Annotated in this window: 46 protein-coding genes; 7 read left to right on the forward strand and 39 right to left on the reverse strand. The window is 48.8% G+C overall.

From position 1 onward, the window contains the following. Window positions 1-224: 224 nt before the first annotated feature. Entirely contained in the window at window positions 225-779 is a 555-nt protein-coding gene (locus QVF11_RS03525; RefSeq protein WP_112217282.1) for a gamma carbonic anhydrase family protein, read from the forward strand. Here the strand turns inward: QVF11_RS03525 and QVF11_RS03530 are convergent. Genes QVF11_RS03530 through dprA form a run of 6 tightly spaced genes read right to left on the reverse strand, consistent with a single transcriptional unit; the run spans window position 755 to window position 4546 of the window. Continuing rightward, window positions 755-1012, reverse strand: coding sequence for a DUF1488 family protein (locus QVF11_RS03530; protein ID WP_112217281.1), 258 nt, complete (start codon window positions 1010-1012; stop codon window positions 755-757). The genes QVF11_RS03525 and QVF11_RS03530 overlap by 25 nt on opposite strands. Beyond that, window positions 1009-1827, reverse strand: coding sequence for a shikimate dehydrogenase (gene aroE, locus QVF11_RS03535; RefSeq protein ID WP_112217280.1), 819 nt, complete (start codon window positions 1825-1827; stop codon window positions 1009-1011). Before aroE ends, QVF11_RS03530 begins: the two co-directional genes overlap by 4 nt. 3 nt (window positions 1828-1830) lie before the next feature. Beyond that, window positions 1831-2403, reverse strand: a complete 573-nt coding sequence (tsaC, locus tag QVF11_RS03540; protein WP_287855242.1) for an L-threonylcarbamoyladenylate synthase type 1 TsaC — start codon at window positions 2401-2403, stop codon at window positions 1831-1833. 3 nt (window positions 2404-2406) lie between these two features. Next, complete coding sequence (locus QVF11_RS03545) at window positions 2407-2949, reverse strand: DNA topoisomerase family protein (protein ID WP_112217278.1); 543 nt, start codon at window positions 2947-2949, stop codon at window positions 2407-2409. A gap of 27 nt (window positions 2950-2976) precedes the next feature. Next, the gene (smg, locus tag QVF11_RS03550) at window positions 2977-3450 is read right to left on the reverse strand and encodes a DUF494 family protein Smg (protein ID WP_287855243.1); all 474 of its coding nucleotides are present in this window, start codon (window positions 3448-3450) and stop codon (window positions 2977-2979) included. Further along, window positions 3422-4546 carry a DNA-protecting protein DprA gene (dprA, locus tag QVF11_RS03555; RefSeq protein WP_287855244.1) on the reverse strand — a complete coding sequence of 375 codons (1125 nt, stop codon included), beginning with the start codon at window positions 4544-4546 and terminating at the stop codon, window positions 3422-3424. The genes smg and dprA overlap by 29 nt, the downstream gene beginning before the upstream one ends. Before the next feature lie 131 nt (window positions 4547-4677). Here dprA and def point away from each other — a divergent pair, with 131 nt between their 5' ends. From def to mscL, 5 genes are all read left to right on the forward strand, one after another. Then, window positions 4678-5187, forward strand: a complete 510-nt coding sequence (gene def / locus QVF11_RS03560; RefSeq protein ID WP_112217276.1) for a peptide deformylase — start codon at window positions 4678-4680, stop codon at window positions 5185-5187. Between the two features lie 14 nt (window positions 5188-5201). After that, window positions 5202-6149 (forward strand): methionyl-tRNA formyltransferase, encoded by a 948-nt coding sequence (gene fmt / locus QVF11_RS03565; RefSeq protein WP_112217275.1) that lies wholly within the window; start codon window positions 5202-5204, stop codon window positions 6147-6149. 52 nt (window positions 6150-6201) lie between these two features. Next, window positions 6202-7497, forward strand: a complete 1296-nt coding sequence (gene rsmB, locus QVF11_RS03570) for a 16S rRNA (cytosine(967)-C(5))-methyltransferase RsmB (RefSeq protein ID WP_287855245.1) — start codon at window positions 6202-6204, stop codon at window positions 7495-7497. 13 nt (window positions 7498-7510) lie between these two features. Continuing rightward, window positions 7511-8887, forward strand: coding sequence for a Trk system potassium transporter TrkA (gene trkA, locus QVF11_RS03575; protein WP_110275039.1), 1377 nt, complete (start codon window positions 7511-7513; stop codon window positions 8885-8887). A gap of 140 nt (window positions 8888-9027) precedes the next feature. Further along, the gene (gene mscL, locus QVF11_RS03580) at window positions 9028-9441 is read left to right on the forward strand and encodes a large-conductance mechanosensitive channel protein MscL (RefSeq protein ID WP_112217273.1); all 414 of its coding nucleotides are present in this window, start codon (window positions 9028-9030) and stop codon (window positions 9439-9441) included. On the opposite strand, the gene QVF11_RS03585 is transcribed toward mscL, so the two are convergent. The 31 genes from QVF11_RS03585 to rpsJ all read right to left on the reverse strand — a co-directional run bounded on the left by QVF11_RS03585 (window position 9442) and on the right by rpsJ (window position 24268). Next, entirely contained in the window at window positions 9442-9657 is a 216-nt protein-coding gene (locus QVF11_RS03585) for an alternative ribosome-rescue factor A (RefSeq protein ID WP_112217272.1), read from the reverse strand. It abuts the gene before it with no gap. A gap of 55 nt (window positions 9658-9712) precedes the next feature. Then, the gene (gene zntR, locus QVF11_RS03590; protein ID WP_110275033.1) at window positions 9713-10138 is read right to left on the reverse strand and encodes a Zn(2+)-responsive transcriptional regulator; all 426 of its coding nucleotides are present in this window, start codon (window positions 10136-10138) and stop codon (window positions 9713-9715) included. After that, window positions 10138-10509 carry a DnaJ family domain-containing protein gene (locus QVF11_RS03595; RefSeq protein ID WP_142513302.1) on the reverse strand — a complete coding sequence of 124 codons (372 nt, stop codon included), beginning with the start codon at window positions 10507-10509 and terminating at the stop codon, window positions 10138-10140. The genes zntR and QVF11_RS03595 overlap by 1 nt, the downstream gene beginning before the upstream one ends. A 107-nt stretch (window positions 10510-10616) precedes the next feature. Continuing rightward, complete coding sequence (gene rplQ / locus QVF11_RS03600; protein ID WP_001216372.1) at window positions 10617-11003, reverse strand: 50S ribosomal protein L17; 387 nt, start codon at window positions 11001-11003, stop codon at window positions 10617-10619. 40 nt (window positions 11004-11043) lie between these two features. Continuing rightward, a complete protein-coding gene (locus QVF11_RS03605; RefSeq protein WP_002919219.1) occupies window positions 11044-12033 on the reverse strand; it encodes a DNA-directed RNA polymerase subunit alpha in 990 nt (329 codons plus the stop codon). A 25-nt stretch (window positions 12034-12058) separates the two neighbouring features. Then, window positions 12059-12679 carry a 30S ribosomal protein S4 gene (rpsD, locus tag QVF11_RS03610; protein WP_004125897.1) on the reverse strand — a complete coding sequence of 207 codons (621 nt, stop codon included), beginning with the start codon at window positions 12677-12679 and terminating at the stop codon, window positions 12059-12061. 33 nt (window positions 12680-12712) lie between these two features. Further along, window positions 12713-13102 carry a 30S ribosomal protein S11 gene (rpsK, locus tag QVF11_RS03615; RefSeq protein WP_004138423.1) on the reverse strand — a complete coding sequence of 130 codons (390 nt, stop codon included), beginning with the start codon at window positions 13100-13102 and terminating at the stop codon, window positions 12713-12715. Between the two features lie 16 nt (window positions 13103-13118). Continuing rightward, window positions 13119-13475 carry a 30S ribosomal protein S13 gene (rpsM, locus tag QVF11_RS03620; protein ID WP_004106333.1) on the reverse strand — a complete coding sequence of 119 codons (357 nt, stop codon included), beginning with the start codon at window positions 13473-13475 and terminating at the stop codon, window positions 13119-13121. A gap of 146 nt (window positions 13476-13621) precedes the next feature. Further along, window positions 13622-13738 carry a 50S ribosomal protein L36 gene (rpmJ, locus tag QVF11_RS03625; protein WP_000868187.1) on the reverse strand — a complete coding sequence of 39 codons (117 nt, stop codon included), beginning with the start codon at window positions 13736-13738 and terminating at the stop codon, window positions 13622-13624. Window positions 13739-13769: 31 nt separating this feature from the next. Then, window positions 13770-15101: a preprotein translocase subunit SecY gene (secY, locus tag QVF11_RS03630; protein ID WP_110275027.1), complete on the reverse strand. Its 1332-nt coding sequence runs from the start codon at window positions 15099-15101 to the stop codon at window positions 13770-13772. Window positions 15102-15108: 7 nt separating this feature from the next. Then, on the reverse strand, window positions 15109-15543 hold the full coding sequence (gene rplO, locus QVF11_RS03635) for a 50S ribosomal protein L15 (protein ID WP_110275025.1): 435 nt from the start codon (window positions 15541-15543) through the stop codon (window positions 15109-15111). 3 nt (window positions 15544-15546) lie between these two features. Beyond that, window positions 15547-15726, reverse strand: coding sequence for a 50S ribosomal protein L30 (rpmD, locus tag QVF11_RS03640; RefSeq protein WP_001140434.1), 180 nt, complete (start codon window positions 15724-15726; stop codon window positions 15547-15549). Window positions 15727-15729: 3 nt separating this feature from the next. Continuing rightward, the gene (gene rpsE / locus QVF11_RS03645; protein ID WP_004106339.1) at window positions 15730-16233 is read right to left on the reverse strand and encodes a 30S ribosomal protein S5; all 504 of its coding nucleotides are present in this window, start codon (window positions 16231-16233) and stop codon (window positions 15730-15732) included. A gap of 14 nt (window positions 16234-16247) precedes the next feature. After that, entirely contained in the window at window positions 16248-16601 is a 354-nt protein-coding gene (gene rplR / locus QVF11_RS03650; RefSeq protein WP_000358960.1) for a 50S ribosomal protein L18, read from the reverse strand. Between the two features lie 9 nt (window positions 16602-16610). Beyond that, complete coding sequence (rplF, locus tag QVF11_RS03655; RefSeq protein WP_112217269.1) at window positions 16611-17144, reverse strand: 50S ribosomal protein L6; 534 nt, start codon at window positions 17142-17144, stop codon at window positions 16611-16613. Window positions 17145-17156: 12 nt separating this feature from the next. Continuing rightward, on the reverse strand, window positions 17157-17549 hold the full coding sequence (gene rpsH / locus QVF11_RS03660) for a 30S ribosomal protein S8 (protein ID WP_004106343.1): 393 nt from the start codon (window positions 17547-17549) through the stop codon (window positions 17157-17159). Between the two features lie 33 nt (window positions 17550-17582). Further along, the gene (rpsN, locus tag QVF11_RS03665) at window positions 17583-17888 is read right to left on the reverse strand and encodes a 30S ribosomal protein S14 (RefSeq protein ID WP_002919667.1); all 306 of its coding nucleotides are present in this window, start codon (window positions 17886-17888) and stop codon (window positions 17583-17585) included. 14 nt (window positions 17889-17902) lie between these two features. Then, entirely contained in the window at window positions 17903-18442 is a 540-nt protein-coding gene (rplE, locus tag QVF11_RS03670) for a 50S ribosomal protein L5 (RefSeq protein WP_003031123.1), read from the reverse strand. 14 nt (window positions 18443-18456) lie between these two features. Further along, window positions 18457-18771 carry a 50S ribosomal protein L24 gene (rplX, locus tag QVF11_RS03675; protein ID WP_110275021.1) on the reverse strand — a complete coding sequence of 105 codons (315 nt, stop codon included), beginning with the start codon at window positions 18769-18771 and terminating at the stop codon, window positions 18457-18459. 10 nt (window positions 18772-18781) lie between these two features. Then, entirely contained in the window at window positions 18782-19153 is a 372-nt protein-coding gene (rplN, locus tag QVF11_RS03680) for a 50S ribosomal protein L14 (protein WP_000613954.1), read from the reverse strand. Between the two features lie 161 nt (window positions 19154-19314). Next, entirely contained in the window at window positions 19315-19569 is a 255-nt protein-coding gene (rpsQ, locus tag QVF11_RS03685) for a 30S ribosomal protein S17 (RefSeq protein ID WP_110275019.1), read from the reverse strand. Then, the gene (gene rpmC, locus QVF11_RS03690; protein WP_002919754.1) at window positions 19569-19760 is read right to left on the reverse strand and encodes a 50S ribosomal protein L29; all 192 of its coding nucleotides are present in this window, start codon (window positions 19758-19760) and stop codon (window positions 19569-19571) included. The genes rpsQ and rpmC overlap by 1 nt, the downstream gene beginning before the upstream one ends. Next, window positions 19760-20170: a 50S ribosomal protein L16 gene (rplP, locus tag QVF11_RS03695; protein ID WP_002919759.1), complete on the reverse strand. Its 411-nt coding sequence runs from the start codon at window positions 20168-20170 to the stop codon at window positions 19760-19762. The genes rpmC and rplP overlap by 1 nt, the downstream gene beginning before the upstream one ends. Before the next feature lie 12 nt (window positions 20171-20182). After that, entirely contained in the window at window positions 20183-20881 is a 699-nt protein-coding gene (gene rpsC / locus QVF11_RS03700) for a 30S ribosomal protein S3 (RefSeq protein WP_002919766.1), read from the reverse strand. A gap of 17 nt (window positions 20882-20898) precedes the next feature. After that, window positions 20899-21231, reverse strand: a complete 333-nt coding sequence (rplV, locus tag QVF11_RS03705; protein ID WP_000448832.1) for a 50S ribosomal protein L22 — start codon at window positions 21229-21231, stop codon at window positions 20899-20901. Window positions 21232-21245: 14 nt separating this feature from the next. Next, window positions 21246-21524 (reverse strand): 30S ribosomal protein S19, encoded by a 279-nt coding sequence (rpsS, locus tag QVF11_RS03710; protein WP_001138115.1) that lies wholly within the window; start codon window positions 21522-21524, stop codon window positions 21246-21248. Between the two features lie 16 nt (window positions 21525-21540). Next, entirely contained in the window at window positions 21541-22362 is an 822-nt protein-coding gene (gene rplB / locus QVF11_RS03715) for a 50S ribosomal protein L2 (protein WP_000301869.1), read from the reverse strand. Between the two features lie 17 nt (window positions 22363-22379). Then, complete coding sequence (gene rplW, locus QVF11_RS03720) at window positions 22380-22682, reverse strand: 50S ribosomal protein L23 (protein WP_004868363.1); 303 nt, start codon at window positions 22680-22682, stop codon at window positions 22380-22382. Next, a complete protein-coding gene (gene rplD, locus QVF11_RS03725) occupies window positions 22679-23284 on the reverse strand; it encodes a 50S ribosomal protein L4 (protein ID WP_015960716.1) in 606 nt (201 codons plus the stop codon). The genes rplW and rplD overlap by 4 nt, the downstream gene beginning before the upstream one ends. A 10-nt stretch (window positions 23285-23294) precedes the next feature. Continuing rightward, entirely contained in the window at window positions 23295-23924 is a 630-nt protein-coding gene (rplC, locus tag QVF11_RS03730; RefSeq protein ID WP_052284882.1) for a 50S ribosomal protein L3, read from the reverse strand. A 32-nt stretch (window positions 23925-23956) separates the two neighbouring features. Continuing rightward, window positions 23957-24268: a 30S ribosomal protein S10 gene (rpsJ, locus tag QVF11_RS03735; protein ID WP_001181005.1), complete on the reverse strand. Its 312-nt coding sequence runs from the start codon at window positions 24266-24268 to the stop codon at window positions 23957-23959. Window positions 24269-24645: 377 nt separating this feature from the next. Between rpsJ and QVF11_RS03740 the strand changes: the two genes are divergently transcribed. Then, complete coding sequence (locus QVF11_RS03740; protein ID WP_112217268.1) at window positions 24646-25122, forward strand: prepilin peptidase; 477 nt, start codon at window positions 24646-24648, stop codon at window positions 25120-25122. On the opposite strand, the gene bfr is transcribed toward QVF11_RS03740, so the two are convergent. Both bfr and bfd read right to left on the reverse strand, forming a co-directional pair. Continuing rightward, window positions 25106-25582, reverse strand: a complete 477-nt coding sequence (gene bfr / locus QVF11_RS03745) for a bacterioferritin (RefSeq protein WP_110275015.1) — start codon at window positions 25580-25582, stop codon at window positions 25106-25108. The genes QVF11_RS03740 and bfr overlap by 17 nt on opposite strands. A gap of 72 nt (window positions 25583-25654) precedes the next feature. Next, complete coding sequence (gene bfd / locus QVF11_RS03750) at window positions 25655-25849, reverse strand: bacterioferritin-associated ferredoxin (protein ID WP_004106366.1); 195 nt, start codon at window positions 25847-25849, stop codon at window positions 25655-25657. Window positions 25850-26050 lie beyond the last annotated feature (201 nt).

Consider the following 26050-nt stretch of genomic DNA (forward strand, 5'->3'; position numbering starts at 1 on the left):
CTGTTTGTGTGAAGTGATTCACATCTGCCGTGTCAGTGGGAGCGCATTATAGGGATCCCATCTTTTTGCACAAGACTTTTTTAGATCTTTTTTTCCAAATGATGTTTTTTCACCCTTTTCGCAGGGTTTGTGCTCAATTCGCCTAATTTTTACCACGTCAAAGGGTTGCAGATGGTCCCAAAAGCTACCAAAGTCTCTTCATCCCCTGGTTTATTGAGGTAAGCATGCCTGTGAATCTACGTCGCTATAAAGATTTATCCCCGAAAATAGGTCAACACGTGATGATCGACACCAGTAGCGTGGTGATCGGCGATGTCAGAATTGATGATGATGTCAGTATCTGGCCAATGGTCACAATTCGCGGTGATGTGAATTATGTGGAAATAGGCGCGCGCACCAACATTCAGGACGGCAGCGTCTTACATGTCACTCATAAGTCTTCATATAATCCACATGGCAATCCACTGATTATTGGCGATGATGTGACCGTCGGTCATAAAGTTATGCTGCACGGCTGCACTATAGCTAACCGCGTGCTGGTTGGTATGGGGTCGATTGTACTGGATGGTGTCATTGTGGAGGATGACGTCATGATTGGTGCCGGTAGTCTGGTTCCACAAAACAAACGTCTGGAAAGCGGCTACCTTTATTTTGGCAACCCGGTTAAACAAATACGCCCCCTCACGGAGGCGGAAATTGTGGGGCTAAGGTATTCAGCAAACAACTATGTGAAATGGAAAAATGATTATCTGGCTCAGGAAAACCAGACCCATCCTTGAGCGTCTTCTTGCTGGTCGCAGATTAATTCGTGGGCCTCCTCTTCCAGATCCCAACGATGCTCACGAAATGCGGCCAGGCACAGTTCGGGATCTTCGTCACCAAAACGTTGCTGAAGCGTTGTTAGCTTTATGGCACAGATCAGTTGCATACCGTTAACTAGTGCTGGAAAAGCGATACACTGACGCTCGTCATCCCATACCTCCCTGTCGGGAAATTGAATAGCCTGGTTCACGTGTTCAATTCCTCATGCAAAGCCAGAATTACAGGGGCAATTTCCGGCAGAACACCGTGCCACAATAGTACTGAGTGTGCGGCCTGTGCCACCAGCATTCCCAGCCCATCAGCACATCTTTTAGTACCATGTTGCTGACACCAACGTAAAAATGGCGTGCAACCTTTCTGATAAAACATGTCATAGCAATAGACATGGGTGTTGATTAGCGAAACGGGGATAGCAGGGACTTCTCCTTCAATACCGCTAGATGTGGCATTAATGATGAGATCAAACACCTGACCATTTAATGCTTCTATATCCAGAGCACGGACGCTGCCAGTATGAGCAAACAGCGTTGCCAGTTCATGCGCACGCGAAAATGTACGATTCACAATAGTGACAGCGCAATCCAGCGATAAAAGAGGCAGCAATACGCCACGTGAAGCACCACCTGCACCAATAAGCAGAACCCGAAAACCAGGTTTAATGAAATCGAGTCGTTCTAAATCACTCAGTAGCCCCACGCCATCGGTGTTGTCCCCCAGCAACCGGCCATCCTCCAGCCGTTTAAGGGTATTAACAGCACCGGCCAGTGCCGCACGTTCGGTTAACTCATCTGCTCGCGCGAAAGCCTCTTCTTTGAAAGGAACGGTGACGTTAGCTCCCTTGCCACCATCACCAAAAAAAGCGTTAAGAGTATTTACGAAATCATCAAGGGGGGCCAGGACTCGCCCATAGGGATGCGTAATCTGCAGCTGCTTCGCAAAGAGCTGATGAATAGATGGTGACTTGCTATGAGCAATCGGGTGTCCAAATACTGCGTAGGTTTCCATAAGTTATCCCTGGCGGAAGAGTTCGCCCGTCAAGGCATCACGTATTTCAGAAGGATTCTGACGTCCACCGGTTACCCCATCAACTACCGGGAAGCTAGCGCCAAACTGCGCATAAACCTCAGCAGTCGTGCGGCAAGGTGGCTCACCAGATAAATTGGCGCTAGTAGAAACTAATGGTTTACCGTAAGCCTCACACAACTCAACTACCTGCGGGTGATCCGTTACTCGCACTGCCAGCGAATCAAAACGGCCGGTCAACCAACGGGGTGTAGAATCGAGAGCAGGGAATACAAAGGTCACCGGCCCAGGCCAGCAGGAAAAAATAGCAGCACGCCGCTCATCGCTAAGTTGTGAATCATCAATATAAGGTTTGAGCTGTTCAAAGTTAGCGGCGATTAGGATCAGTCCTTTATCAACCGGTCGCTGTTTAAGCGCCAACAAATGCCTGACGGCTTTTTCGCTGTCGGGATCGCAGCCGACGCCAAAAACAGCTTCCGTAGGATAGGCGATGACAAGTTCATTGTTCAGGACCGAAACTGCATGTGCGATGGTTTCTGAAAGCAGGTTATTATTCACTGATTATTCCGCCGGTGTCGGCTTTCCACATTGTTTGCTGGCACAAAAACGCTTTACGCCCTGCACCGTTTTCTTTTCGATTAGTAGAGGGTAATGACACTCTGGGCACTCACCCGCCACTGGCTTAAAATTAATGACGAACTGACAATCAGGGTAGCGATCGCAGGAATAAAAGTTTTTTCCGAAACGTGAACGACGCTGGACCAGATGTCCCTGACTACACTGCGGGCAGGCTATGGCAGTCTCATCAGGTTTATCAATGAGTTCAGTATGCTCACATTCTGGGTAGTTGCTACAACCAATAAACATACCAAAACGTCCTTGCCGCAGTACCAATATGGCACCGCAAGACGGACACATCTGCCCCTCCAGAACTTTGACAATATGCCCGTCCGCCTGATTCTTCAGGGAACGGACATAATCACAGTCCGGATAATGTGAACAGCCGAGAAAAGGCCCATGTTTCCCAGAACGTATTACAAGTTCAGCCCCACATTGGGGGCAAGGCTCGTTTTTACGCACCGAAAACAGTGCTGATTTGGTCATAACAACTCTAGTGTCGCTGCGAAAAGATTAATGCAGCATACCTTCATTTACTTCGAAGAGTAATTCTTCCATTTGCTGATAGGCGTTTTCGCAGCCCGGAATATTAAACAGCACCATCAGGATGACCCATTTCAAATCCTCCAAATCGAACTCTGCCGTATCCAGCGCCAGTACGCGTTCTATCACCATTTCCCGCGTTTCGAGGTTCAACACCTGAATTTGCTCAAGGAATAATAAGAATCCTCGGCAGCTCGCATCCAGACGCTGACACTCCTCATCGATATATACTCGTAAGGAGAGTGGGTCAGAAGCAAGCTGCATGGGCGCAACAAGGCCCTCTTGATAATCAGCCAGTTTCTCGAGCCACATCAGCGCGTTATAGATGTCCTCCCGTTCAAAACCAGCATCGGTAAGATCCCGAGTCAGTTTATCCTGGTCCACCCGCATTTCTGCTTCGTTATGGATGTAAGTCTCAAACAAATACATGAGTACGTCGAACATGGCTTGCCCTCCTTAATCGGACATAGCCGCCGGGTACAGCTGCGATCCAGCCTGCTAACTCCAGTTCAAGTAGCTGAGCTACGGTCACTGGCACAGATTGGCCGGCACGTTCAGCGACAACGTCAACAGGTGTTACCTCATCTCCTACGTTAGCCAGGAGCTCTGGAAATGGCAATGTTACAGGGGGCTGATTGTCGCAATTATTTACGTTATCATGCTCATCGAAGGCCCATAGCAGCTCATGCTGCCAATATTCAACTATATCTTCCGGTGCGGTAACGGGAATGGCTCCTTGCTTGATAAGCCAATGTGGACCTTCGGAACCAGGACTACCAATAGGTCCGGGTAATGCGAAGACTTCCCTTCCCTGTTCCAGAGCACAGCGAACAGTCACTAATGAGCCACTTTTTAATGCTGCCTCGATAACCAATACGCCAACACTTAATCCACTGATAATCCGGTTACGGCGGGGAAAGTTGCCCGGTAATGGGGGAGTAAAAAGAGGAAATTCGGAGAGTACAACGCCGCCACTGCTAGTTATTTGTTCTGCTAATGCTTGATGGCGGCGAGGATAAATCTCTCTTAAACCATTCCCTAAAACGGCAACGGTTTTTCCTTGCCCCTCCAGTGCACCACGATGAGCTATACCATCAATACCTAAAGCCAATCCGCTAGTGATCGTAATGCCATAGCGAACTAAAACCTCACAAAACATTTTCCCCCAACGAGCGCCATACCATGAATGCGCGCGACTGCCCACTACGGCTAACTGTCGGTTGCTCAGTAATACCGGATCACCACAAGCTAAAAGTGCGCCAGGATAGTCAACAATTGCCCGTAGCTGGGGAGGATAGAGAAGATCGTCAGCAGTGAGTAGATAACAATTTGGTCGTTCCAGCCATTGCAGTGTTGTATCAATCTCATGTTGATTAATTCCAAGAAAATGTTTCGATTGCACCTTATTCAAACCGCAGGCATTCAAACTCTCATGATCTATTGTTGGGATTGAACATAACTGATGAGCAACCATCACCATTTCGTCGCCATACAGGCTGCTCACTTTCATCAGGCGTAACCAAATTTCTGTAGGCGTCATCCCTGTTCCCCTCTGCCATAAGCGGCTTTAGCAATCTTTGCGATTGGACAGCGAGACTGTCAATTGCGGGGGGTTTTGTCTAGAATAGAGCTAATAATCTTATCAACTCCTGAATACAACTCTGGATCTTTATGGCAGTTTTGCAAGTGTTACATATTCCGGACGAGCGCCTTCGCAAAGTCGCTGAGCCGGTCAAAGAAGTGAATGCGGAAATTCAGCGTATCGTCGATGATATGTTCGAGACAATGTACGCTGAGGAAGGCATTGGTCTGGCCGCTACGCAGGTGGACATCCATCAGCGTATTATTGTTATTGATGTGTCAGAGAATCGAGAAGAGCGTCTGGTGTTAATTAATCCAGAATTGCTGGAAAAAGACGGTGAAACTGGGATTGAGGAAGGCTGCCTTTCCATTCCTGAGCAGCGTGCGTTGGTACCACGTGCCGAAAAAGTAAGGATTCGGGCTCTGGATCGTGAAGGTAAGCCGTTTGAACTGTCAGCCGATGGTTTACTGGCTATTTGTATCCAACATGAAATGGATCATCTAGTAGGCAAACTATTTATTGATTATCTGTCCCCGCTTAAGCAACAGCGTATCCGCCAGAAAGTTGAAAAACTGGATCGCCTGAATGCACGAGCCTGAAGACAAGGACTAACGTGTCACAATCATTACGTATAATTTTTGCGGGAACGCCCGATTTTGCAGCGCGTCATCTTGACGCACTGTTGTCATCTGAGTATGAGATCGTCGGTGTATTCACTCAGCCAGACAGGCCTGCAGGTCGTGGCAAAAAACTCATGCCGAGTCCTGTCAAAATACTGGCTGAAGCAAATGGCCTACCGGTATTTCAACCCTCTTCACTGCGCCCGCAGGAAAATCAGCAGCTGGTTGCCTCGCTGAACGCAGATGTGATGGTTGTAGTTGCTTATGGATTAATCCTCCCCAAGCAGGTTCTGGACATGCCACGTCTGGGTTGCCTCAACGTTCACGGTTCTTTGTTGCCACGTTGGCGCGGTGCGGCGCCAATCCAGCGTGCATTATGGGCTGGTGATACCGAGACTGGCGTGACCATTATGCAAATGGACGTAGGGCTCGATACTGGTGATATGTTGTATAAACTGTCTTGCCCAATTACTGGAGAAGACACCAGCAGTAGCTTGTACGATAAATTGGCGGTTCTTGGGCCACAAGGATTACTGGAAACTCTGGCTCAACTGGTCAGTGGTACAGCAAAACCTGAAGTACAAGACGAAACGCTAGTCAGCTATGCCGAGAAGCTAAGCAAAGAAGAAGCGCGTATTGACTGGTCACTTTCTGCCGTGCAGCTTGAACGTTGCATTCGGGCGTTCAATCCATGGCCAATAAGCTGGCTAGAAATTGATGAACAACCAGTAAAAGTCTGGCGTGCATCTGTTAGCACCGATACAAGCAGTGCTGAACCCGGCACTATCGTGGCAGTCAGCAAATTGGGTATCCAGATGGCAACTGGCGACGGTATCCTGAATCTGGAGTCGCTGCAGCCTGCGGGTAAAAAAGCAATGAGTGCACAGGACTTGCTGAACTCTCGTCGGGAGTGGTTTATCCCCGGTCATCGTCTTGCCTGACGGTTCTCTCTTCTAAAGCCCGGTTTCGCCGGGCATTTTTATTTTTACTCTTATGAAAAAAAATCTTAACTTACGCAGCCTGGCTGCCCAGGCTATTGAGCAAGTCGTTGAACAAGGGCAATCGTTAAGCAACGTTTTGCCTCCGTTACAGCAGAAAGTCAGTGAAAAAGATAAAGCACTGCTGCAAGAGCTATGCTTTGGCGTTCTGCGCACGCTAAATCAGCTTGAATGGTTAATCAATAAACTGATGGATCGCCCGATGAAGGGCAAGCAGCGCACTATTCATTTTTTAATCATGGTGGGTTTATATCAGTTGCTGTACACCCGCATTCCTGCTCACGCCGCACTGGCAGAAACGGTGGAAGGTGCAGTCTCCGTTAAACGTCCTCAGTTGAAGGGGCTTATTAACGGTGTGTTGCGTCAGTTTCAACGCCAACAGGAAGAACTGCTGGCTGAATTTGCGCAAACCGAAAATCGCTTCCTCCACCCCAAATGGCTACTTAAACGTATTCAACAGGCCTGGCCGCAGCAGTGGCAGGCGATTGCAGATGCCAATAATCAACGCCCGCCAATGTGGTTACGCGTTAACCGCACCCATCATTCTCGCGATGAATGGCTCGCGTTACTGAAAGAAGCAGGATTACAAGGCTTTGCTCATTCAGACTACCCGGATGCTGTTCGTCTGGCATCTCCAGCCCCTGTTCATTCCTTACCAGGTTTTAATGAAGGTTGGGTTACTGTCCAGGATGCTTCAGCGCAAGGTTGTATGCATTATTTGACTCCTGAGAACGGAGAAAGGATTCTCGATCTCTGCGCAGCCCCTGGTGGAAAAACAACCCACATCCTGGAAGTTGCACCACAGGCTAACGTAATGGCCGTTGATATCGATGAGCAGCGACTTTCCCGCGTCTATGACAATCTTAAACGCCTTGGCCTCAAGGCGCAGGTTAAACAGGGTGATGGGTGCTATCCAGCGCAATGGTGTGGTGATGAAATATTCGATCGTATCCTGCTTGACGCACCTTGCTCCGCAACAGGGGTTATTCGTCGCCATCCGGATATCAAATGGTTGCGGCGCGATAGTGATATTGCCGAGTTGGCGCAGCTGCAGGCAAAAATCCTTGATGCCATTTGGCCCCATCTAAAGCCCGGCGGAACACTGGTTTACGCTACCTGCTCCATTTTACCAGAAGAGAACTGTGAGCAAATTGCAGCTTTCCTTACTCGCACATCAGATGCAGAGTTGAGCACAACGGGAACGCTTGAGAAACCAGGATTGCAAAATTTCCCTGGGTCAGAAGAAGGTGATGGATTCTTTTACGCTAAGCTGATTAAAAACCGGAAATAACAGGTCACTGCTGATGAAGATTATTATTCTTGGCGCTGGACAGGTAGGCGGAACTCTGGCGGAAAATCTAGTTGGAGAGAACAACGATATTACGCTAGTTGATACTAATGGAGATCGTCTTCGCAGCTTGCAGGATAAATTCGATCTGCGTGTAGTACAGGGGCATGGCTCGCACCCACGCGTACTACGTGAAGCAGGTGCAGACGATGCAGACATGCTGGTTGCAGTCACCAACTCAGATGAAACCAACATGGTAGCCTGTCAGGTCGCCTATTCGCTATTTAATACTCCGAATCGTATTGCCCGTATCCGTTCTCCAGATTATGTACGCGATGCTGATAAACTCTTTCACTCAGAAGCTGTCCCTATTGATCATCTGATTGCACCAGAACAGCTGGTAATTAATAATATATATCGCTTAATTGAGTATCCTGGCGCCCTACAGGTTGTTAATTTTGCTGAAGGGAAAGTCAGCCTGGCTGTGGTTAAGGCCTATTATGGCGGTCCTCTGGTCGGTAATGCACTTTCAACTATGCGCGAACATATGCCACATATTGATACGCGCGTAGCAGCTATTTTCCGCCACGATCGACCAATCAGGCCGCAAGGGTCAACAATCGTTGAAGCTGGTGACGAAGTGTTTTTCATCGCCGCATCTCAGCATATCCGCGCAGTAATGAGCGAACTTCAGCGCCTGGAGAAACCCTACAAGCGCATTATGCTGGTCGGAGGAGGAAACATCGGAGCTGGGCTTGCTCATCGGCTGGAGAAAGATTACAGCGTCAAACTTATTGAGCGCAACCAGCAGCGCGCAGCAGAACTCGCAGAGAAACTGCAAAATACCATCGTCTTTTATGGAGACGCCTCAGATCAGGAATTACTGGCTGAGGAGCATATTGATCAAGTTGATCTCTTCATTGCAGTCACCAATGATGATGAAGCCAATATTATGTCTGCGATGTTAGCTAAACGTATGGGGGCCAAAAAAGTCATGGTACTCATCCAACGTCGCGCCTATGTTGATCTTGTTCAGGGTAGCGTGATCGACATTGCGATCTCACCACAGCAGGCAACAATATCTGCACTACTTAGCCACGTTCGCAAGGCGGATATTGTCGGCGTTTCTTCGTTACGACGCGGCGTTGCAGAAGCTATCGAAGCTGTGGCTCACGGTGATGAGAGCACTTCGCGAGTAGTAGGCCGCGCGATTGATGAAATTAAGCTTCCCCCAGGAACCATCATTGGTGCTGTCGTACGCGGTAATGATGTCATGATAGCTAATAACAATCTGCGTATTGAACAAGGCGATCATGTCATTATGTTCCTCACTGACAAAAAATTTATCTCCGATGTTGAGAGACTCTTCCAACCAAGCCCCTTCTTCCTGTAGTTTTCAGGCGTCATGCTGGCGCCTTTCCTTTATCCCTTATTTATCAATGGATAATATTTCTATGCAATTATTACCTGGCAATGGAAAATAGGAATACATTTGTTAAACTTATCAGTGTTAGCTGGCCCAAGGAGAATAAAATGAGTTTTTTAAAAGAATTTCGCGAATTCGCGATGCGCGGTAATGTTGTTGACCTGGCCGTCGGTGTCATCATTGGTGCCGCATTCGGTAAGATTGTATCGTCGCTAGTCGCCGATATAATTATGCCACCACTAGGTTTGCTTATTGGCGGGATCGATTTTAAACAGTTTGCGGTTACGCTTCGTGATGCACAGGGGGATATCCCCGCAGTCGTCATGCACTATGGTGTATTCATCCAAAACGTTTTTGACTTTGTCATCGTTGCATTTGCCATTTTTATGGCAATTAAACTGATAAATAGACTAAACCGCAAAAAAGAAGAAGCTCCAGCTGCGCCGCCGGCTCCAGGCAAAGAAGAAGTCTTGCTCAGTGAAATTCGTGACTTGCTAAAAGAACAAAACAATCGTTCTTAATTAAAATATTAGAAGCAGAAGGCCAGTGGTAAAAAAGTGCTTAACTCTCTTGCCACTGGCCTCCCGCTCATTACGTCCCGTATGTTTATCTTTACGCTGGTAACTTCCTTTTCCTTTCTTATTCTTCTCAACTCGCTGCCTGAACAAGGGGTCATGAAGTAGTGCCTCAATGGCGTTATCTTTTATTTTACCTTTAGTATGTTGATAGTGGCTCATAAACACTCCTGATTAGTAAAAATCGATGCAAGTGTAGATCTGCACGATGTAGAAATCAACGCTCTGCATTTTGGCTACTGGCTCCTTGCTCAAGCGCCTCAAGGATCGAACAATAAATACTACTATGTGCGGTCCCACAGCATGCGTCATTAAGCCGCTGCAATGACCGACGCATAGTTTGTAGCTCTTTGATCCGAGATTCAACTTCCATTAAACGAGCCTTAACGATACCTTTCGACTCCTGGCAAGTATGATGCTCCGGATCTATTCGGATCGAAAGAAGTTCGCGAATCGATTCCAATGTGAAACCCAATTGCCTGGCGTAACGAATAAAACGGAGTCTCTGCAGATCGTTGTCTGAATAGAGACGAAATCCTCCTTCAGTACGTACGTTATGCTCCATCATCTGCTGTTTTTCATAATAGCGAATGGTATCGGGAGTAACGTCGGCCAATTTTGCCAGTTCACCGATGCGATACATTATTGCTCCTCATTAATCTTATGCAGTAGCTTACCTGCATAATCGCCACGTAAAAAGTCAGTATTAAGACCTGCTTGCCGTAGTTTTAGTTCAACCAGGGCAAGACGACGACTCCACTCCACGCAGCACGGTTCGTTTTCCTGAACGTTCCTGAGTAAGTCAACAAGCATAATTGCTTCTTTTCGATGTTCCAGCTCGGGAGGTAAACAGCCTGCATTTTTAAGCAACCGATAGCTTGCGCGTAGCTCTGGTGGGACATGTGAATCATCATCCAACATAAGCGGTTCTCCGCAGCCTGGAAGATTATCGAATTCACCTTTGTTTTGAGCATCGAGGATATGGCGCTCTGCCCACTGATCCAGTAACCACATGATACGGCTCCGGGGATGAACACAAATAGTACAGATATTGTAGTGAAGCGGAATGATAGAGGATATAAAAAAACCCGCCTGGGCGGGTTTTTTTACGTTACTACAAATTACTCTGCAGCAGCTTCTGCTTTCGATTCAGAGCGATCAACCAGCTCGATGTATGCCATCGGCGCGTTGTCGCCTGCACGGAAGCCACACTTCAGAATGCGAGTGTAACCACCTGCGCGGCTCGCGAAACGCGGGCCCAGCTCGTTAAACAGTTTTGCCACGATCTCGTTATCACGAGTACGGGCGAATGCCAGACGACGATTAGCTACGCTATCAGTCTTGGCAAGAGTAATCAGCGGCTCAACTACGCGACGCAGTTCTTTCGCTTTCGGCAGGGTCGTCTTGATGATCTCATGACGAACCAGCGAACCAGCCATGTTACGGAACATAGCCTGGCGATGGCTGCTGTTGCGGTTCAGTTGACGACCACTCTTACGATGGCGCATGACCTTATCCTTCTCAGTAAAACCTTAACCTGTGATCCGGTTACTCGTCAGCAATGCTTGCCGGTGGCCAGTTTTCCAGGCGCATGCCCAGAGACAAACCACGTGAAGCCAGCACGTCTTTAATCTCAGTAAGAGATTTTTTACCCAAGTTCGGCGTTTTCAGCAACTCAACCTCGGTACGCTGTACCAGATCACCGATATAGTGGATAGCTTCTGCCTTGAGGCAGTTAGCAGAGCGGACAGTCAATTCGAGATCGTCAACAGGGCGCAGCAGGATCGGATCGAATTCTGGTTTCTCTTCTTTCACTTCCGGCTGACGTACATCACGTAAGTCAACAAAAGCTTCCAGTTGTTCTGCCAGGATGGTTGCCGCACGACGAATCGCCTCTTCAGGATCGATTGTGCCGTTGGTTTCCATTTCGATGACCAGCTTGTCCAGGTCGGTACGCTGTTCTACACGCGCTGCTTCAACATTGTAGGCAATACGCTCTACTGGGCTGTAGCATGCGTCGACCAACAGACGGCCGATCGGGCGCTCATCTTCTTCCGAATGAATTCGGGCAGAAGCCGGCACATAACCGCGACCGCGCTGAACTTTGATACGCATGCTAATAGCAGCATTCTCATCGGTCAGGTGGCAGATCACATGTTGCGGCTTGACGATTTCGACATCACCGTCATGGGTAATGTCGGCTGCGGTCACAGGGCCAATGCCAGATTTATTCAAAGTAAGGATGACTTCATCTTTACCCTGAACTCTCACCGCCAGCCCTTTCAGGTTGAGCAGGATTTCAAGGATATCTTCCTGAACGCCTTCTTTGGTGCTGTACTCATGAAGTACACCATCAATCTCAACCTCGGTCACCGCGCAACCCGGCATCGATGAGAGCAGAATACGGCGCAGTGCGTTACCCAAAGTATGGCCAAAGCCACGCTCTAAAGGCTCAAGGGTCACCTTGGCGTGCGTCGAACTCACTTGCTCGATATCGACCAGGCGCGGTTTTAGAAACTCTGTCACAGAACCCTGCATTGTGTCCTCTCTTTGGTACTAAGCTTTACTTGGAGTAAAGCTCGACGATCAGGTGTTCGTTAATGTCCGCAGACAGATCAGAACGTTCTGGCTGACGCTTGAACGTACCTTCCATCTTGCCAGCATCAACTTCCAGCCAGGTTGGCTTTTCACGCTGCTCAGCCAGCTCCAGAGCGGCTTTCACGCGAGATTGCTTTTTCGCTTTCTCACGAATGCTGACAACGTCATTCGCTTTAACCTGATAAGAAGCGATGTTAACAACACGACCGTTTACCATGATAGCTTTGTGGCTAACCAGCTGACGTGATTCAGCACGAGTCGCGCCGAAGCCCATACGGTATACAACGTTGTCCAGACGACCTTCCAGCAGAGTCAACAGGTTTTCACCAGTGTTGCCTTTCAGACGCGCTGCTTCTTTATAATAGTTACGGAACTGACGCTCCAGCACACCGTACATACGGCGAACTTTTTGCTTTTCACGCAACTGCACACCATAGTCAGACAGACGCGGTTTACGCGCACCGTGCTGGCCAGGAGCTTGTTCAATTTTACACTTGGTATCGATCGCGCGAACGCCAGACTTAAGGAATAAGTCAGTGCCCTCACGACGGCTCAGCTTGAGCTTAGGACCCAAATATCTTGCCATTTTCTTTCTCCAACAATCCTAGAAACGAACGCGTTATACGCGACGTTTTTTCGGCGGACGACAACCGTTATGAGGGATCGGAGTCACATCAGTAATATTCGTGATGCGGAAACCAGCGGCGTTCAGTGCACGAATAGTAGATTCGCGACCTGGACCCGGACCTTTAACCATAACTTCCAGATTCTTGATGCCGTATTCTTTTACGGCTTCAGCGCAACGCTCTGCTGCAACCTGAGCTGCAAACGGAGTGGATTTGCGAGAACCACGGAAACCGGAACCACCGGCTGTTGCCCAACCCAGCGCGTTACCCTGACGATCAGTAATGGTAACGATGGTGTTGTTAAAAGAAGCATGGACATGAGCCACGCCATCAGAGACTTGTTTTCTTACACGCTTACGTGCACGAACTGGTGCCTTTGCCATTATTCAATCACCCCGACTATTTCTTGATCGGTTTACGCGGACCCTTACGGGTACGTGCGTTGGTCTTAGTACGCTGACCGCGAACCGGAAGACCACGACGATGGCGTAAACCACGATAGCAACCAAGGTCCATAAGACGCTTGATGCTCAGGGTGATTTCACGGCGCAGATCACCTTCAACGACAAATTTACCTACTGCTTCACGCAGGGATTCAATTTGTTCTTCAGACAGCTCACTGATCTTAACATTTTCAGCGATACCCGTGTCAGCACAGATGGCTTTAGAGCGGGTCTTGCCGATACCGAAAATTGCAGTTAATGCAATGACGGTATGTTTGTGATCAGGAATGTTAATGCCTGCTATACGGGCCACTATGCACTCCTACTATTTAATATGTACGCACCATGCTGAAAAGCCCGTTTTCAGGATACTCAAATGGAAACGTACAGACATACAAAAGATTGGCTGGCTAATCTAGCCAGCTCAACCCAACTTTGCAAGAAAAATATGCGAATAAATCAGCCTTGGCGCTGTTTATGCTTCGGCTCGGCACTGCAAATCACGCGGATGACGCCATCACGCTTAACGATTTTGCAGTTACGGCATAATTTCTTGACGGAAGCACGAACTTTCATTTTTACTCTCCGTAACTTCTCGGGCGCCCTGTTAGCGGCCGTAGCCTTTCAGGTTCGCCTTCTTCAATGCAGACTCATACTGACTTGACATCATCAGAGTTTGCACTTGAGCCATAAAGTCCATAATCACAACGACAACGATAAGCAGTGAGGTCCCACCGAAGTAGAACGGTACTTTCATTGCATCACGCATGAACTCCGGGATCAGGCAGATAAAAGTGATGTACAACGCACCAACTAAAGTCAGGCGGGTCATTACTTTATCGATATACTTCGCCGTTTGCTCTCCCGGACGAATTCCTGGTACAAATGCACCGGACTTCTTCAGGTTATCTGCTGTTTCACGCGGGTTGAATACTAAAGCCGTGTAGAAGAAACAGAAGAAGATGATTGCAGACGCATAGAGTAACACATAAAGCGGTTGCCCAGGCTGCAAATACAGCGAAATTGTTGTCAGCCAGTTCCAACCAGTACCGCCCCCGAACCATGACGTGATGGTAGCCGGGAACAGAATAATACTGGAAGCGAAGATTGCCGGGATTACCCCTGCCATATTCACTTTCAGCGGTAAATGTGTGCTCTGTGCAGCATAGACACGACGACCCTGCTGACGCTTCGCGTAGTTAACCACAATACGGCGTTGACCACGTTCTACAAAGACAACAAAGAAGGTCACTGCAAATACTAATACTGCAACCAACAGCAACAGGAGGAAGTGCAGGTCGCCTTGACGCGCTTGCTCGATAGTATGGGCGATGGCTGGCGGGAGTCCCGCAACAATACCAGCGAAGATAATGATCGAAATACCGTTACCGATACCACGCTCAGTAATCTGTTCGCCTAGCCACATCAGGAACATCGTTCCTGAAACCAGACTCACAACAGCGGTGAAATAGAACGCAAAACCTGGATTAATGACCAGGCCCTGCATACCAGGCATATTCGGTAGACCAGTAGCAATACCAATCGACTGGAATATCGCCAGCACCAGAGTACCGTAGCGGGTGTACTGGCTGATCTTACGACGACCAGACTCCCCTTCTTTCTTAAGCTCCGCCAATGGCTGATAAACAACCGTTAACAGCTGGACAATGATCGATGCCGAAATATACGGCATGATACCCAGAGCGAAGATAGAAGCACGGCTGAGAGCACCACCAGAGAACATGTTGAACATTTCAATGATGGTGCCTCGCTGTTGCTCAAGCAGTTTGGCAAGTACAGTGGCATCAATACCAGGGATCGGAATAAAAGAGCCAATACGGAACACAATCAACGCACCGATTACAAACAAAAGTCTGCGTTTCAGCTCGCCAATCCCACCTTTGGCACTTTGAAAATCTAATCCCGGTTGCTTAGCCATCTGCTACTTATTCCTCAATTTTACCGCCAGCAGCTTCGATAGCAGCACGAGCACCTTTAGTCACGCGCAGACCACGAACAGTTACCGGACGAGATACCTCACCAGACAGGATCACTTTCGCGAACTCGATCTGGATACCGATAATGTTAGCCGCTTTCAGCGTGTTCAGGTCGACTACATCGCCTTCTACATGAGCCAGATCAGACAGACGAACTTCTGCAGTGATCATTGCTTTACGAGAAGTGAAGCCAAATTTCGGCAGACGACGGTACAGAGGCATCTGACCACCTTCGAAACCGCGACGTACGCCACCGCCAGAACGAGAGTTCTGACCTTTGTGACCACGACCACCGGTTTTACCGAGGCCAGAACCGATACCACGACCCAGGCGTTTACCCGCCTTTTTGGAGCCTTCGGCCGGAGACAGAGTATTTAAACGCATCTCTTACTCCTCAACTTTAACCATGAAGGAAACCGCGTTGACCATACCACGAACAGCAGGAGTATCCTCGCGTTCTACGGTGTGACCAATACGACGCAGACCCAGGCCAAGCAGCGTTGCCTTATGTTTCGGCAGACGACCGATTGCACTGCGGGTTTGAGTAATTTTAATAGTCTTTGCCATGGTTTATTTCCCCAGAATTTCTTCAACGGATTTACCACGCTTGGCAGCGACCATTTCTGGAGAATTCATATTTTCCAGGCCATCAATAGTTGCACGAACCACGTTGATCGGGTTAGTAGAACCATATGCTTTAGCCAGAACGTTATGAACTCCAGCAACTTCCAGAACGGCGCGCATTGCACCACCGGCGATAATACCGGTACCTTCGGAAGCTGGCTGCATGAATACACGAGAACCCGTGTGAACACCTTTAACCGGGTGTTGCAGGGTGCCGTGGTTCAGCGCGACATTAATCATATTGCGACGGGCTTTTTCCATCGCTTTCTGGATCGCTGCTGGAACTTCACGCGCTTTACCGTAACCAAAACCTACGCGACCGTTACCGTCACCAACTACAGTCAGAGCTGTGAAGGAGAAAATACGACCACCTTTAACGGTTTTAGATACGCGGTTAACCGCGATCAGCTTTTCCTGCAGTTCGCCAGCTTGTTTTTCGATGTGAGCCATCTTACACCTCTACCTTAGAACTGAAGGCCAGCTTCACGGGCAGCATCTGCCAGTGCCTGGACACGACCATGATATTGGAACCCGGAACGGTCAAAGGAAACATCTTTGATGCCTTTTTCCAGAGCGCGTTCAGCAACAGCTTTACCCACAGCTGCGGCCGCGTCTTTGTTACCGGTGTACTTCAATTGTTCAGCGATAGCTTTTTCTACAGTAGAAGCAGCTACCAGAACTTCAGAACCATTCGGTGCAATTACCTGTGCGTAAATATGACGCGGGGTACGATGTACCACCAGGCGAGTTGCACCCAGCTCCTGGAGCTTGCGGCGTGCGCGGGTCGCACGACGGATACGAGCAGATTTCTTATCCATAGTGTTACCTTACTTCTTCTTAGCCTCTTTGGTACGCACGACTTCGTCGGCGTAACGAACACCCTTGCCTTTATAAGGCTCAGGACGACGGTAGGCGCGCAGATCTGCTGCAACCTGGCCGATCACCTGCTTATCAGCGCCTTTCAGCACGATTTCAGTTTGAGTCGGACATTCTGCAGTGATACCGGCTGGCAGCTTATGCTCAACAGGATGAGAAAAACCTAAAGCCAGGTTTACTACATCCCCTTTGACCGCTGCACGATAACCTACACCAACCAGCTGAAGCTTTTTAGTGAAGCCTTCGGTAACACCGATAACTACTGAGTTAAGCAGGGCACGCGCGGTACCAGCCTGAGCCCATCCGTCAGCGTAACCATCACGCGGACCGAAGGTCAGTGCATTATCTGCATGTTTAACTTCAACAGCATCGTTGATAGTACGAGTCAGCTCGCCATTCTTACCTTTGATCGTAATAACCTGACCGTTGAGTTTTACATCAACGCCGGCAGGAACAACGACCGGTGCTTTAGCAACACGAGACATTTTTTCCTCCGATTAGGCTACGTAGCAGATAATTTCGCCACCAAGACCAGCCTGGCGCGCTGCACGATCAGTCATAACACCTTTAGAGGTAGAAATAACCGCGATACCCAGACCCGCCATAACTTTCGGCAGCTCATCTTTACGTTTATAGATGCGCAGACCTGGGCGGCTGACACGCTGAATGCTTTCTACAACAGCTTTACCCTGGAAATACTTAAGAGTCAGTTCCAGTTCCGGCTTGATGTCGCCTTCAACTTTAAAATCTTCAATAAAGCCTTCTTCCTTCAGCACGTTGGCAATTGCCACTTTCAGCTTGGAGGAAGGCATGGTGACCGCAGCTTTATTCGCGGCCTGACCGTTACGGATACGGGTCAGCATATCCGCGATCGGATCTTGCATGCTCATCTGTCTTTACTCCCGTGATTCAATTGGTGACAATTACCAGCTAGCCTTTTTCAGACCCGGGATTTCACCGCGCATGGCGGCTTCACGGACCTTAATACGGCTCAACCCGAACTTCCGCAGGAAACCATGCGGACGACCTGTTTGACGGCAGCGATTACGCTGACGAGACGGGCTGGAATCACGCGGCAGAGTCTGCAGCTTGAGAACCGCATTCCAACGATCTTCGTCGGTTGCGTTCACATCAGAGATGATAGCTTTCAGTTCAGCGCGTTTAGCGAAGAATTTATCAGCTAAAGCCACGCGCTTTACTTCGCGTGCTTTCATTGATTGCTTAGCCATTAAGTAACCCTACCTTACTTGCGGAACGGGAAGTCAAAGGCAGCCAGCAGAGCGCGGCCTTCTTCATCAGATTTCGCAGTAGTGGTAATGGTAATATCCAAACCACGAACGCGGTCGACTTTATCGTAGTCGATTTCTGGGAAGATGATCTGCTCACGGACACCCATGCTGTAGTTACCACGACCGTCGAAAGACTTAGCGGACAAGCCACGAAAGTCACGGATACGCGGTACAGCAATAGTGATCAGGCGCTCAAAGAACTCCCACATGCGCTCGCCACGCAGAGTTACTTTACAGCCGATCGGATAGCCCTGACGGATTTTGAAGCCTGCAACTGATTTGCGTGCTTTGGTGATTAACGGTTTTTGACCGGAGATTGCTGTCAGATCAGCTGCTGCGTTATCCAGCAGTTTCTTGTCAGCGATCGCTTCACCAACACCCATGTTCAGGGTGATCTTCTCGACCCGAGGGACTTGCATGACAGAATTGTAGTTAAACTCAGTCATGAGTTTAGCGACTACTTCGTCTTTGTAGTAATCATGCAGTTTCGCCATCGTACTACTCCAAATTACTTGATAGTTTCGCTATTAGATTTAAAGAAACGGACTTTTTTGCCCTCTTCAAATCTAAAGCCTACACGGTCAGCCTTGCCGGTTGCCGCGTTGAAGATAGCAAGGTTAGAGATCTGAATAGCTGCTTCTTTCTCTACAATGCCGCCTGGTTGGTTCAGGGCCGGAACCGGCTTCTGATGTTTCTTAACCAGGTTGATACCTTCAACAATGACCTTGCCGGAAGACAGGACATTTTTTACTTTACCGCGTTTACCTTTATCTTTACCGGTTAACACGATAACTTCGTCATCACGACGGATTTTCGCTGCCATGATTCGCTCCTTAGAGTACTTCTGGTGCCAGAGAGATAATTTTCATGAACTTCTCGTTACGAAGCTCACGAGTTACCGGCCCAAAAATACGCGTACCGATAGGTTGCTCGCTGTTATTGTTTAAAATAACGCATGCATTACCATCGAAGCGAATGACAGAACCGTCCGGGCGACGAACACCCTTCTTGGTGCGCACCACTACCGCCTTCAGCACATCACCTTTCTTGACCTTACCACGCGGAATCGCTTCCTTGATGGTGATCTTGATGATGTCGCCTACGCCTGCGTAGCGACGGTGCGAGCCACCCAGAACCTTGATACACATTACGCGACGTGCACCGGAGTTGTCGGCGACGTTCAGCATAGTCTGTTCTTGGATCATTTTAGTGCTCCGCTAATGTCAACTACTACTGAGACCCAAAAGAGGGTCGTTAAAAAGCCCCATATCGAGGGCGCGGCATTATAACACCGCAATTCAAATATGGGTAGAAAAAATAAACGGCTCATTGCTGAGCCGTTTATTCGTTGAGAATGCGTACTGTATTACAGAACCGCTTTCTCTACAACGCGAACCAGCGTCCAGGACTTAGTCTTGGACAGCGGACGGCACTCAGCGATTTCAACTTTGTCGCCGATACCGCATTCGTTGTTTTCGTCATGTACGTGCAGTTTGGTCGTACGCTTGATGAATTTACCGTATACCGGGTGTTTCACCATACGTTCGATAGCAACAACAATGGATTTCTCCATTTTGTCACTAACCACACGACCTTGCAGAGTACGGATTTTATCGGTCATTACGCACCCGCCTTCTGAGTCAGTAAAGTCTTAACACGTGCAACATCACGACGCACTTGCTTCAGCAGATGAGTCTGTTGCAGCTGGCCACTTGCAGCCTGCATACGCAGGTTGAACTGCTCACGCAGTAGGTTCAGCAGCTCAGCGTTCAGCTCTTCAACGCTTTTTTCACGCAGCTCTTTTGCTTTCATTACATCACCGTCTTAGTTACAAAGGTGGTTTTGATCGGCAGTTTCGCTGCTGCCAGGCCGAATGCTTCACGGGCCAGCTCTTCCGGTACGCCGTCCATTTCATACAGGACTTTACCCGGCTGAATCAAGGCAACCCAGTACTCCACGTTACCTTTACCTTTACCCATACGAACTTCCAGCGGCTTCTCGGTGATCGGTTTGTCCGGGAATACACGGATCCAGATCTTACCTTGACGCTTAACTGCACGGGTCATAGCACGACGTGCTGCTTCGATCTGACGTGCAGTCAGACGACCACGGCCAACAGCTTTCAGACCGAAAGTGCCGAAGCTAACATCCGTACCCTGCGCCAGACCACGGTTGCGGCCTTTGTGCACTTTACGGAATTTTGTACGCTTTGGTTGTAACATCAGCGACGCTCCTTATTTACGGCCTTTACGCTGCTGCTTTTTAGGTTGAGCAGCCGGTTCCGGTTGTTCAACAGCAGCCATACCACCCAGGATCTCACCTTTGAAGATCCATACCTTAACGCCGATTACACCGTAAGTGGTGTGCGCTTCAGAGGTGTTGTAGTCGATGTCAGCACGCAGAGTGTGCAGCGGTACGCGACCTTCGCGGTACCATTCGGTACGTGCGATTTCCGCGCCGCCCAGACGGCCGCTAACTTCAACTTTAATACCTTTAGCGCCAAGACGCATTGCGTTCTGTACAGCACGCTTCATAGCACGACGGAACATAACGCGACGTTCCAGCTGAGAAGTGATGCTGTCAGCAACCAATTTAGCGTCCAGTTCAGGCTTACGAACTTCGGCAATATTGATCTGTGCAGGAACGCCAGCGATATCCGCTACGACCTTGCGCAGTTTTTCTACGTCTTCGCCTTTCTTACCGATAACGATACCCGGGCGAGCAGTGTGAATAGTTACACGAATGCTCTTAGCCGGACGCTCGATAACGATGCGAGATACGGACGCTTTAGCCAGTTCTTTAGTCAAGAACTGACGTACTTTAAAATCGCTGTCCAGGTTGTCAGCGAATTCTTTGGTGTTCGCGAACCAGGTAGAGTTCCATGGTTTGACAATACCCAGGCGAATACCATTAGGATGTACTTTCTGACCCATTGCTAGTCTCCAGAGTCTCAGCGATCGGACACAACCACAGTAATGTGGCTGGTGCGCTTCAGGATGCGATCTGCACGACCTTTAGCACGCGGCATAATGCGCTTCATGCTCGGGCCTTCGTCTACGAAAATTTTCGTAACTTTCAGATCATCAATGTCAGCGCCATCGTTGTGTTCAGCGTTAGCAATGGCAGATTCCAGTACCTTCTTGACCAGTACAGCCGCTTTCTTATTGGTGTAGGTCAGAATATCCAGGGCCTGCGACACTTTCTTACCGCGAATCAGGTCAGCAACAAGGCGAACCTTCTGAGCAGAAGAACGAGCATGGCGATGTTGAGCTAAAGTTTCCATCTCTTCCTCCTACCTTATTTTTTCTTCGCTTTTTTATCAGCAGCATGGCCGCGATAAGTACGAGTCGGTGCGAATTCACCCAGTTTGTGACCAACCATTTCGTCGGAAACAAAAACTGGAACGTGCTGACGACCATTATGGACAGCGATGGTCAAACCGATCATGTTAGGAAAGATCGTTGAACGACGGGACCAAGTGCGCAGGGGCTTCTTGTCTCCGCTTTCCACCGCTTTCTCTACCTTCTTCAGCAAGTGCAGGTCAATAAAAGGACCTTTCTTGAGAGAACGTGGCATGGCTTATCCTCTAAAATTATTTGCTACGGCGACGTACGATGAATTTATCAGTACGCTTGTTGCTGCGGGTCTTCTTACCTTTGGTCTGAACGCCCCACGGAGTTACCGGGTGCTTACCAAAGTTACGACCTTCACCACCACCATGTGGGTGGTCGACTGGGTTCATCGCAGTACCGCGAACGGTAGGACGAACACCACGCCAGCGTGCAGCACCTGCTTTACCCAGAACGCGCAGCATATGCTCAGCATTGCCAACTTCGCCCAGAGTAGCGCGACAGTCTGCTTCGACTTTACGCATTTCACCAGAACGCAGACGCAGGGTGACATAAGCACCATCGCGAGCAACGATCTGAACGTAAGTACCAGCGGAACGTGCCAGCTGACCGCCTTTACCTGGTTTCATTTCTACGTTATGAACGGTAGAACCAACCGGGATATTGCGCATCGGCAGGGTGTTACCTGCTTTGATTGCAGCATCAACGCCAGACTGAATCTGGTCGCCAGCTTTCAGGCCTTTAGGGGCCAGGATGTAACGGCGTTCACCGTCTTTGTACAGAACCAGCGCGATGTTCGCGGAACGGTTCGGATCGTACTCAAGACGTTCAACAACTGCCGGGATACCATCTTTGTTGCGTTTGAAGTCAACAATACGGTAGGCCTGTTTGTGACCACCACCGATATGACGAGTGGTGATACGGCCATTGTTGTTACGACCACCGGATTTGCTGTTTTTTTCAACCAGCGGAGCAAAAGGTTTGCCCTTGTGCAGCTCTGGGTTGACCACTTTAACGACGTGGCGACGACCCGGAGATGTCGGTTTACATTTAACAACTGCCATTGTATTACTCCTCCGACTTACTCAGCGCCGCCAACGAAGTCCAGATTCTGGCCTTCCTTCAGGGTGACGTAAGCTTTTTTCCAGTCGCTACGACGACCGATACGCTGTCCGTGACGTTTAACTTTCCCTTTAACTACCAGGGTGTTAACGACTTCGACTTCGACTTCAAACAGTTTCTGCACAGCAGCTTTGATTTCTGCTTTAGTCGCGTCTTTAGCAACTTTGAGAACGATGGTATTGGTTTTTTCCATCGCAGCAGACGCTTTTTCAGAAACGTGCGGTGCACGCAGCACCTTCAGTAAACGTTCTTCACGAATCATGCCAGCATCTCCTCAACTTGCTTAACAGCATCAGCAGTCATTACGACTTTGTCGAAGGCGATCAGGCTAACCGGGTCAATACCAGTTGCATCGCGTACGTCAACCTTGTGCAGGTTGCGCGCAGCCAGGAACAGGTTTTCGTCCAGCTCACCGGTGATGATCAGCACATCTTCCAGAGCCATGTCTTTCAGTTTCTGTGCCAGCAGCTTAGTTTTAGGCGCTTCTACAGAGAACGTCTCGACAACGATCAGACGATCCTGACGTACCAGTTCGGACAGAATGCTTTTCAGCGCGCCGCGGTACATCTTTTTGTTAACTTTTTGACTGTGGTCCTGCGGACGTGCAGCGAAGGTTACGCCACCTGAACGCCAGATCGGGCTCTTGATAGAACCTGAACGCGCACGGCCGGTACCTTTCTGGCGCCACGGCTTTTTGCCTGAACCAGTTACTTCAGCACGAGTCTTCTGAGCACGAGTACCCTGACGAGCACCAGCTGCATAAGCAACAACAACCTGGTGAACCAGCGCTTCGTTGAAATCACGACCGAAGGTAGTTTCGGAAACAGTCAGCGCGCTCTGCGCGTCTTTCAATACTAATTCCATTGCTATCCCCTTACGCCTTCACAGCTGGTTTAACGATCAGGTCGCAGCCGGTTGCACCCGGAACTCCACCTTTAACCAGCAGCAGGTTGCGCTCAGCGTCAACACGTACTACGTCCAGGCTCTGAACAGTGACGCGTTCGTTGCCCAGCTGACCTGCCATTTTCTTGCCTTTGAACACTTTGCCCGGAGTCTGGTTCTGACCGATAGAACCCGGAACGCGGTGAGACAAGGAGTTACCGTGGGTAGCGTCCTGGGTACGGAAGTTCCAGCGCTTAACGGTACCAGCGAAACCTTTACCTTTAGAGGTTCCGGTTACGTCAACTTTTTTAACGTCAGCAAACAGTTCAACGCTAATGTTCTGACCAACGGTGTATTCTTCACCATCTGCCAGACGGAACTCCCACAGGCCGCGGCCAGCTTCTACGCCAGCTTTAGCAAAGTGACCAGCTTCCGGCTTGGTTACACGGTTAGCTTTTTTAGCACCAGTGGTAACCTGAACAGCGCGATAGCCATCGTTAGCCAGATCTTTGATCTGAGTAACGCGGTTTGCTTCAACTTCGATAACGGTTACTGGGATAGATACGCCATCTTCAGTGAAGATGCGGGTCATGCCCACTTTTTTACCGACTAAACCAATCATTGTATCAACCTCTCAATCGCTCGATGACCTGATTAACCCAGGCTGATCTGCACGTCTACACCGGCAGCCAGATCCAGACGCATCAGAGCATCAACGGTTTTTTCAGTTGGCTCAACGATGTCAACCAGACGCTTGTGAGTACGAATCTCGTACTGATCGCGCGCGTCTTTGTTGACGTGCGGAGAGATCAGAACGGTGAAACGTTCTTTGCGGGTCGGCAGCGGGATCGGACCACGGACTTGCGCACCAGTGCGCTTAGCAGTCTCGACGATTTCCGCGGTTGATTGATCGATCAGACGATGATCAAACGCTTTAAGGCGGATACGGATTCTTTGGTTCTGCATGAGACCAGAGCTCCAATTATTTTATAGACGAAATGGTTACTCCTCATACCCATTACGATTGATGGGAGAGTGTAACCGTTCTTACATAGTTCCCCAATTGGGAACATTGTTTGATAGCCAATTTCGCTATCAGGGTTCATATCGAACCGGCCGTCAACTTTGACAGGCCCGCGCATTATACGCAAATTCAGCCGCAACGCAAGCATTGTCTAGTAATTCATCACTGGCTTCTGAGAGCAGGGATCATCATGTTCGGCAACGCTGTGAAATGCAGGCAAATACATCTGATAGCTACTTCCATTGCACATTATTGGCCTTTGCTACATGAACGACTTCTCAGCACTCTCACCACTACAGCCATATCACAGGAACCATCCATGTTCGTCACTTCCTCGATATTTATTATTTTGTACTGTGGGTTATCACTCATGCTCTGTTGGTGCGACTACCGAAATGGTCTGCTTCCAGATCGATTTACCTGCCCCCTACTCTGGGTTGGTTTGCTTTATCATCTATATTTATCAGAAAGTACTCTTTCAAACGCGGTATGGGGGGCGATCGCTGGCTATGTGTCCTTTGCTACTATCTACTGGTTATACAGAGGACTGCGCGGATATGAAGGCATCGGTTACGGTGACGTTAAATTTCTGGCCGCTCTTGGGGCCTGGCATGGATGGGGCGTATTACCTCAACTAGTGCTCATTGCAACCATACTCGCATGTGTCACCCTTGGGATGAAGATCATAGCGGGAAGAAAAAGGCAGGTATTATACAACCCGCTGCCTTTTGGCCCTTTTCTGGCAGCAGCGGGTCTTTGGTGTGGATGGCAGACGCTTATTAGTCCGCCACCTTAATTTGTGACTGGAGATAATTCTGTAGGCCAATTTTACCGATTAAGTCGAGCTCAGTTTCCAACCAATCAATGTGGCTTTCTTCGTCTGTAAGGATCTCAATTAGCATATCGCGGCTGACGTAGTCATAGACACTATCGGCATAGGCAATAGCTTCTCGCAAATCTTTAGCCCCTTCCAGTTCCAACCGTAAATCAGATTGCAGCATCTCCTCGACATCCTCACCGATGCGCAGTTTGCCAAGATCTTGCAGGTTAGGGATTCCTTCGAGAAACAAAATACGCTCGATATACTTATCGGCATGTTTCATTTCATCAATGGATTCGTGGTATTCGACATCGTTGAGGCGCATCAGGCCCCAGTTCTTAAACATTCTCGCGTGGAGAAAGTATTGATTAATTGCGACAAGCTCATTTCCCAATAATTTATTGAGATAAGTTATGATTTTGACATCACCTTTCATTATATAGTCCCTCCGCTTCCACTTATTGAAGCGTAGTTCGACCTATAGAGATGTCAAAAAAAGCAGGGGGCTTCAGGCAATCTCTTGATATTCAGGCATGCGGGTTAATTCATCTTCCATAATTTCTCGAGCTGCGCGAACACACTTACCGCATTGATTTCCAACGGGAATAAATTTTCTTAGTTGCTGAAAAGACTGGGGGTGGAATTGACGCACAGCCTGACGAATTTTTTTATCATTTACACCATTACACAGACAAACGTACATACAGACTCCCGTTCAACTTATATGCAAAGTGTAAATGAGAATAGTTATGATTACAATAGCCTGTTTATTAAATATACGCCTGCACTAATTTCTGTAAACAATTTCCCTCATTAACTCAAATAGTCGACAGCAAAAAGGGCGCCTAAGCGCCCTTTTCTAATTCAGAACTAATAATTAGCCCAGAACTTTAGCAACAACGCC

The sequence above is a fragment of the Klebsiella sp. genome, assembly GCF_027492335.1.
Classification (GTDB): Bacteria; Pseudomonadota; Gammaproteobacteria; order Enterobacterales; family Enterobacteriaceae; genus Klebsiella; species Klebsiella huaxiensis.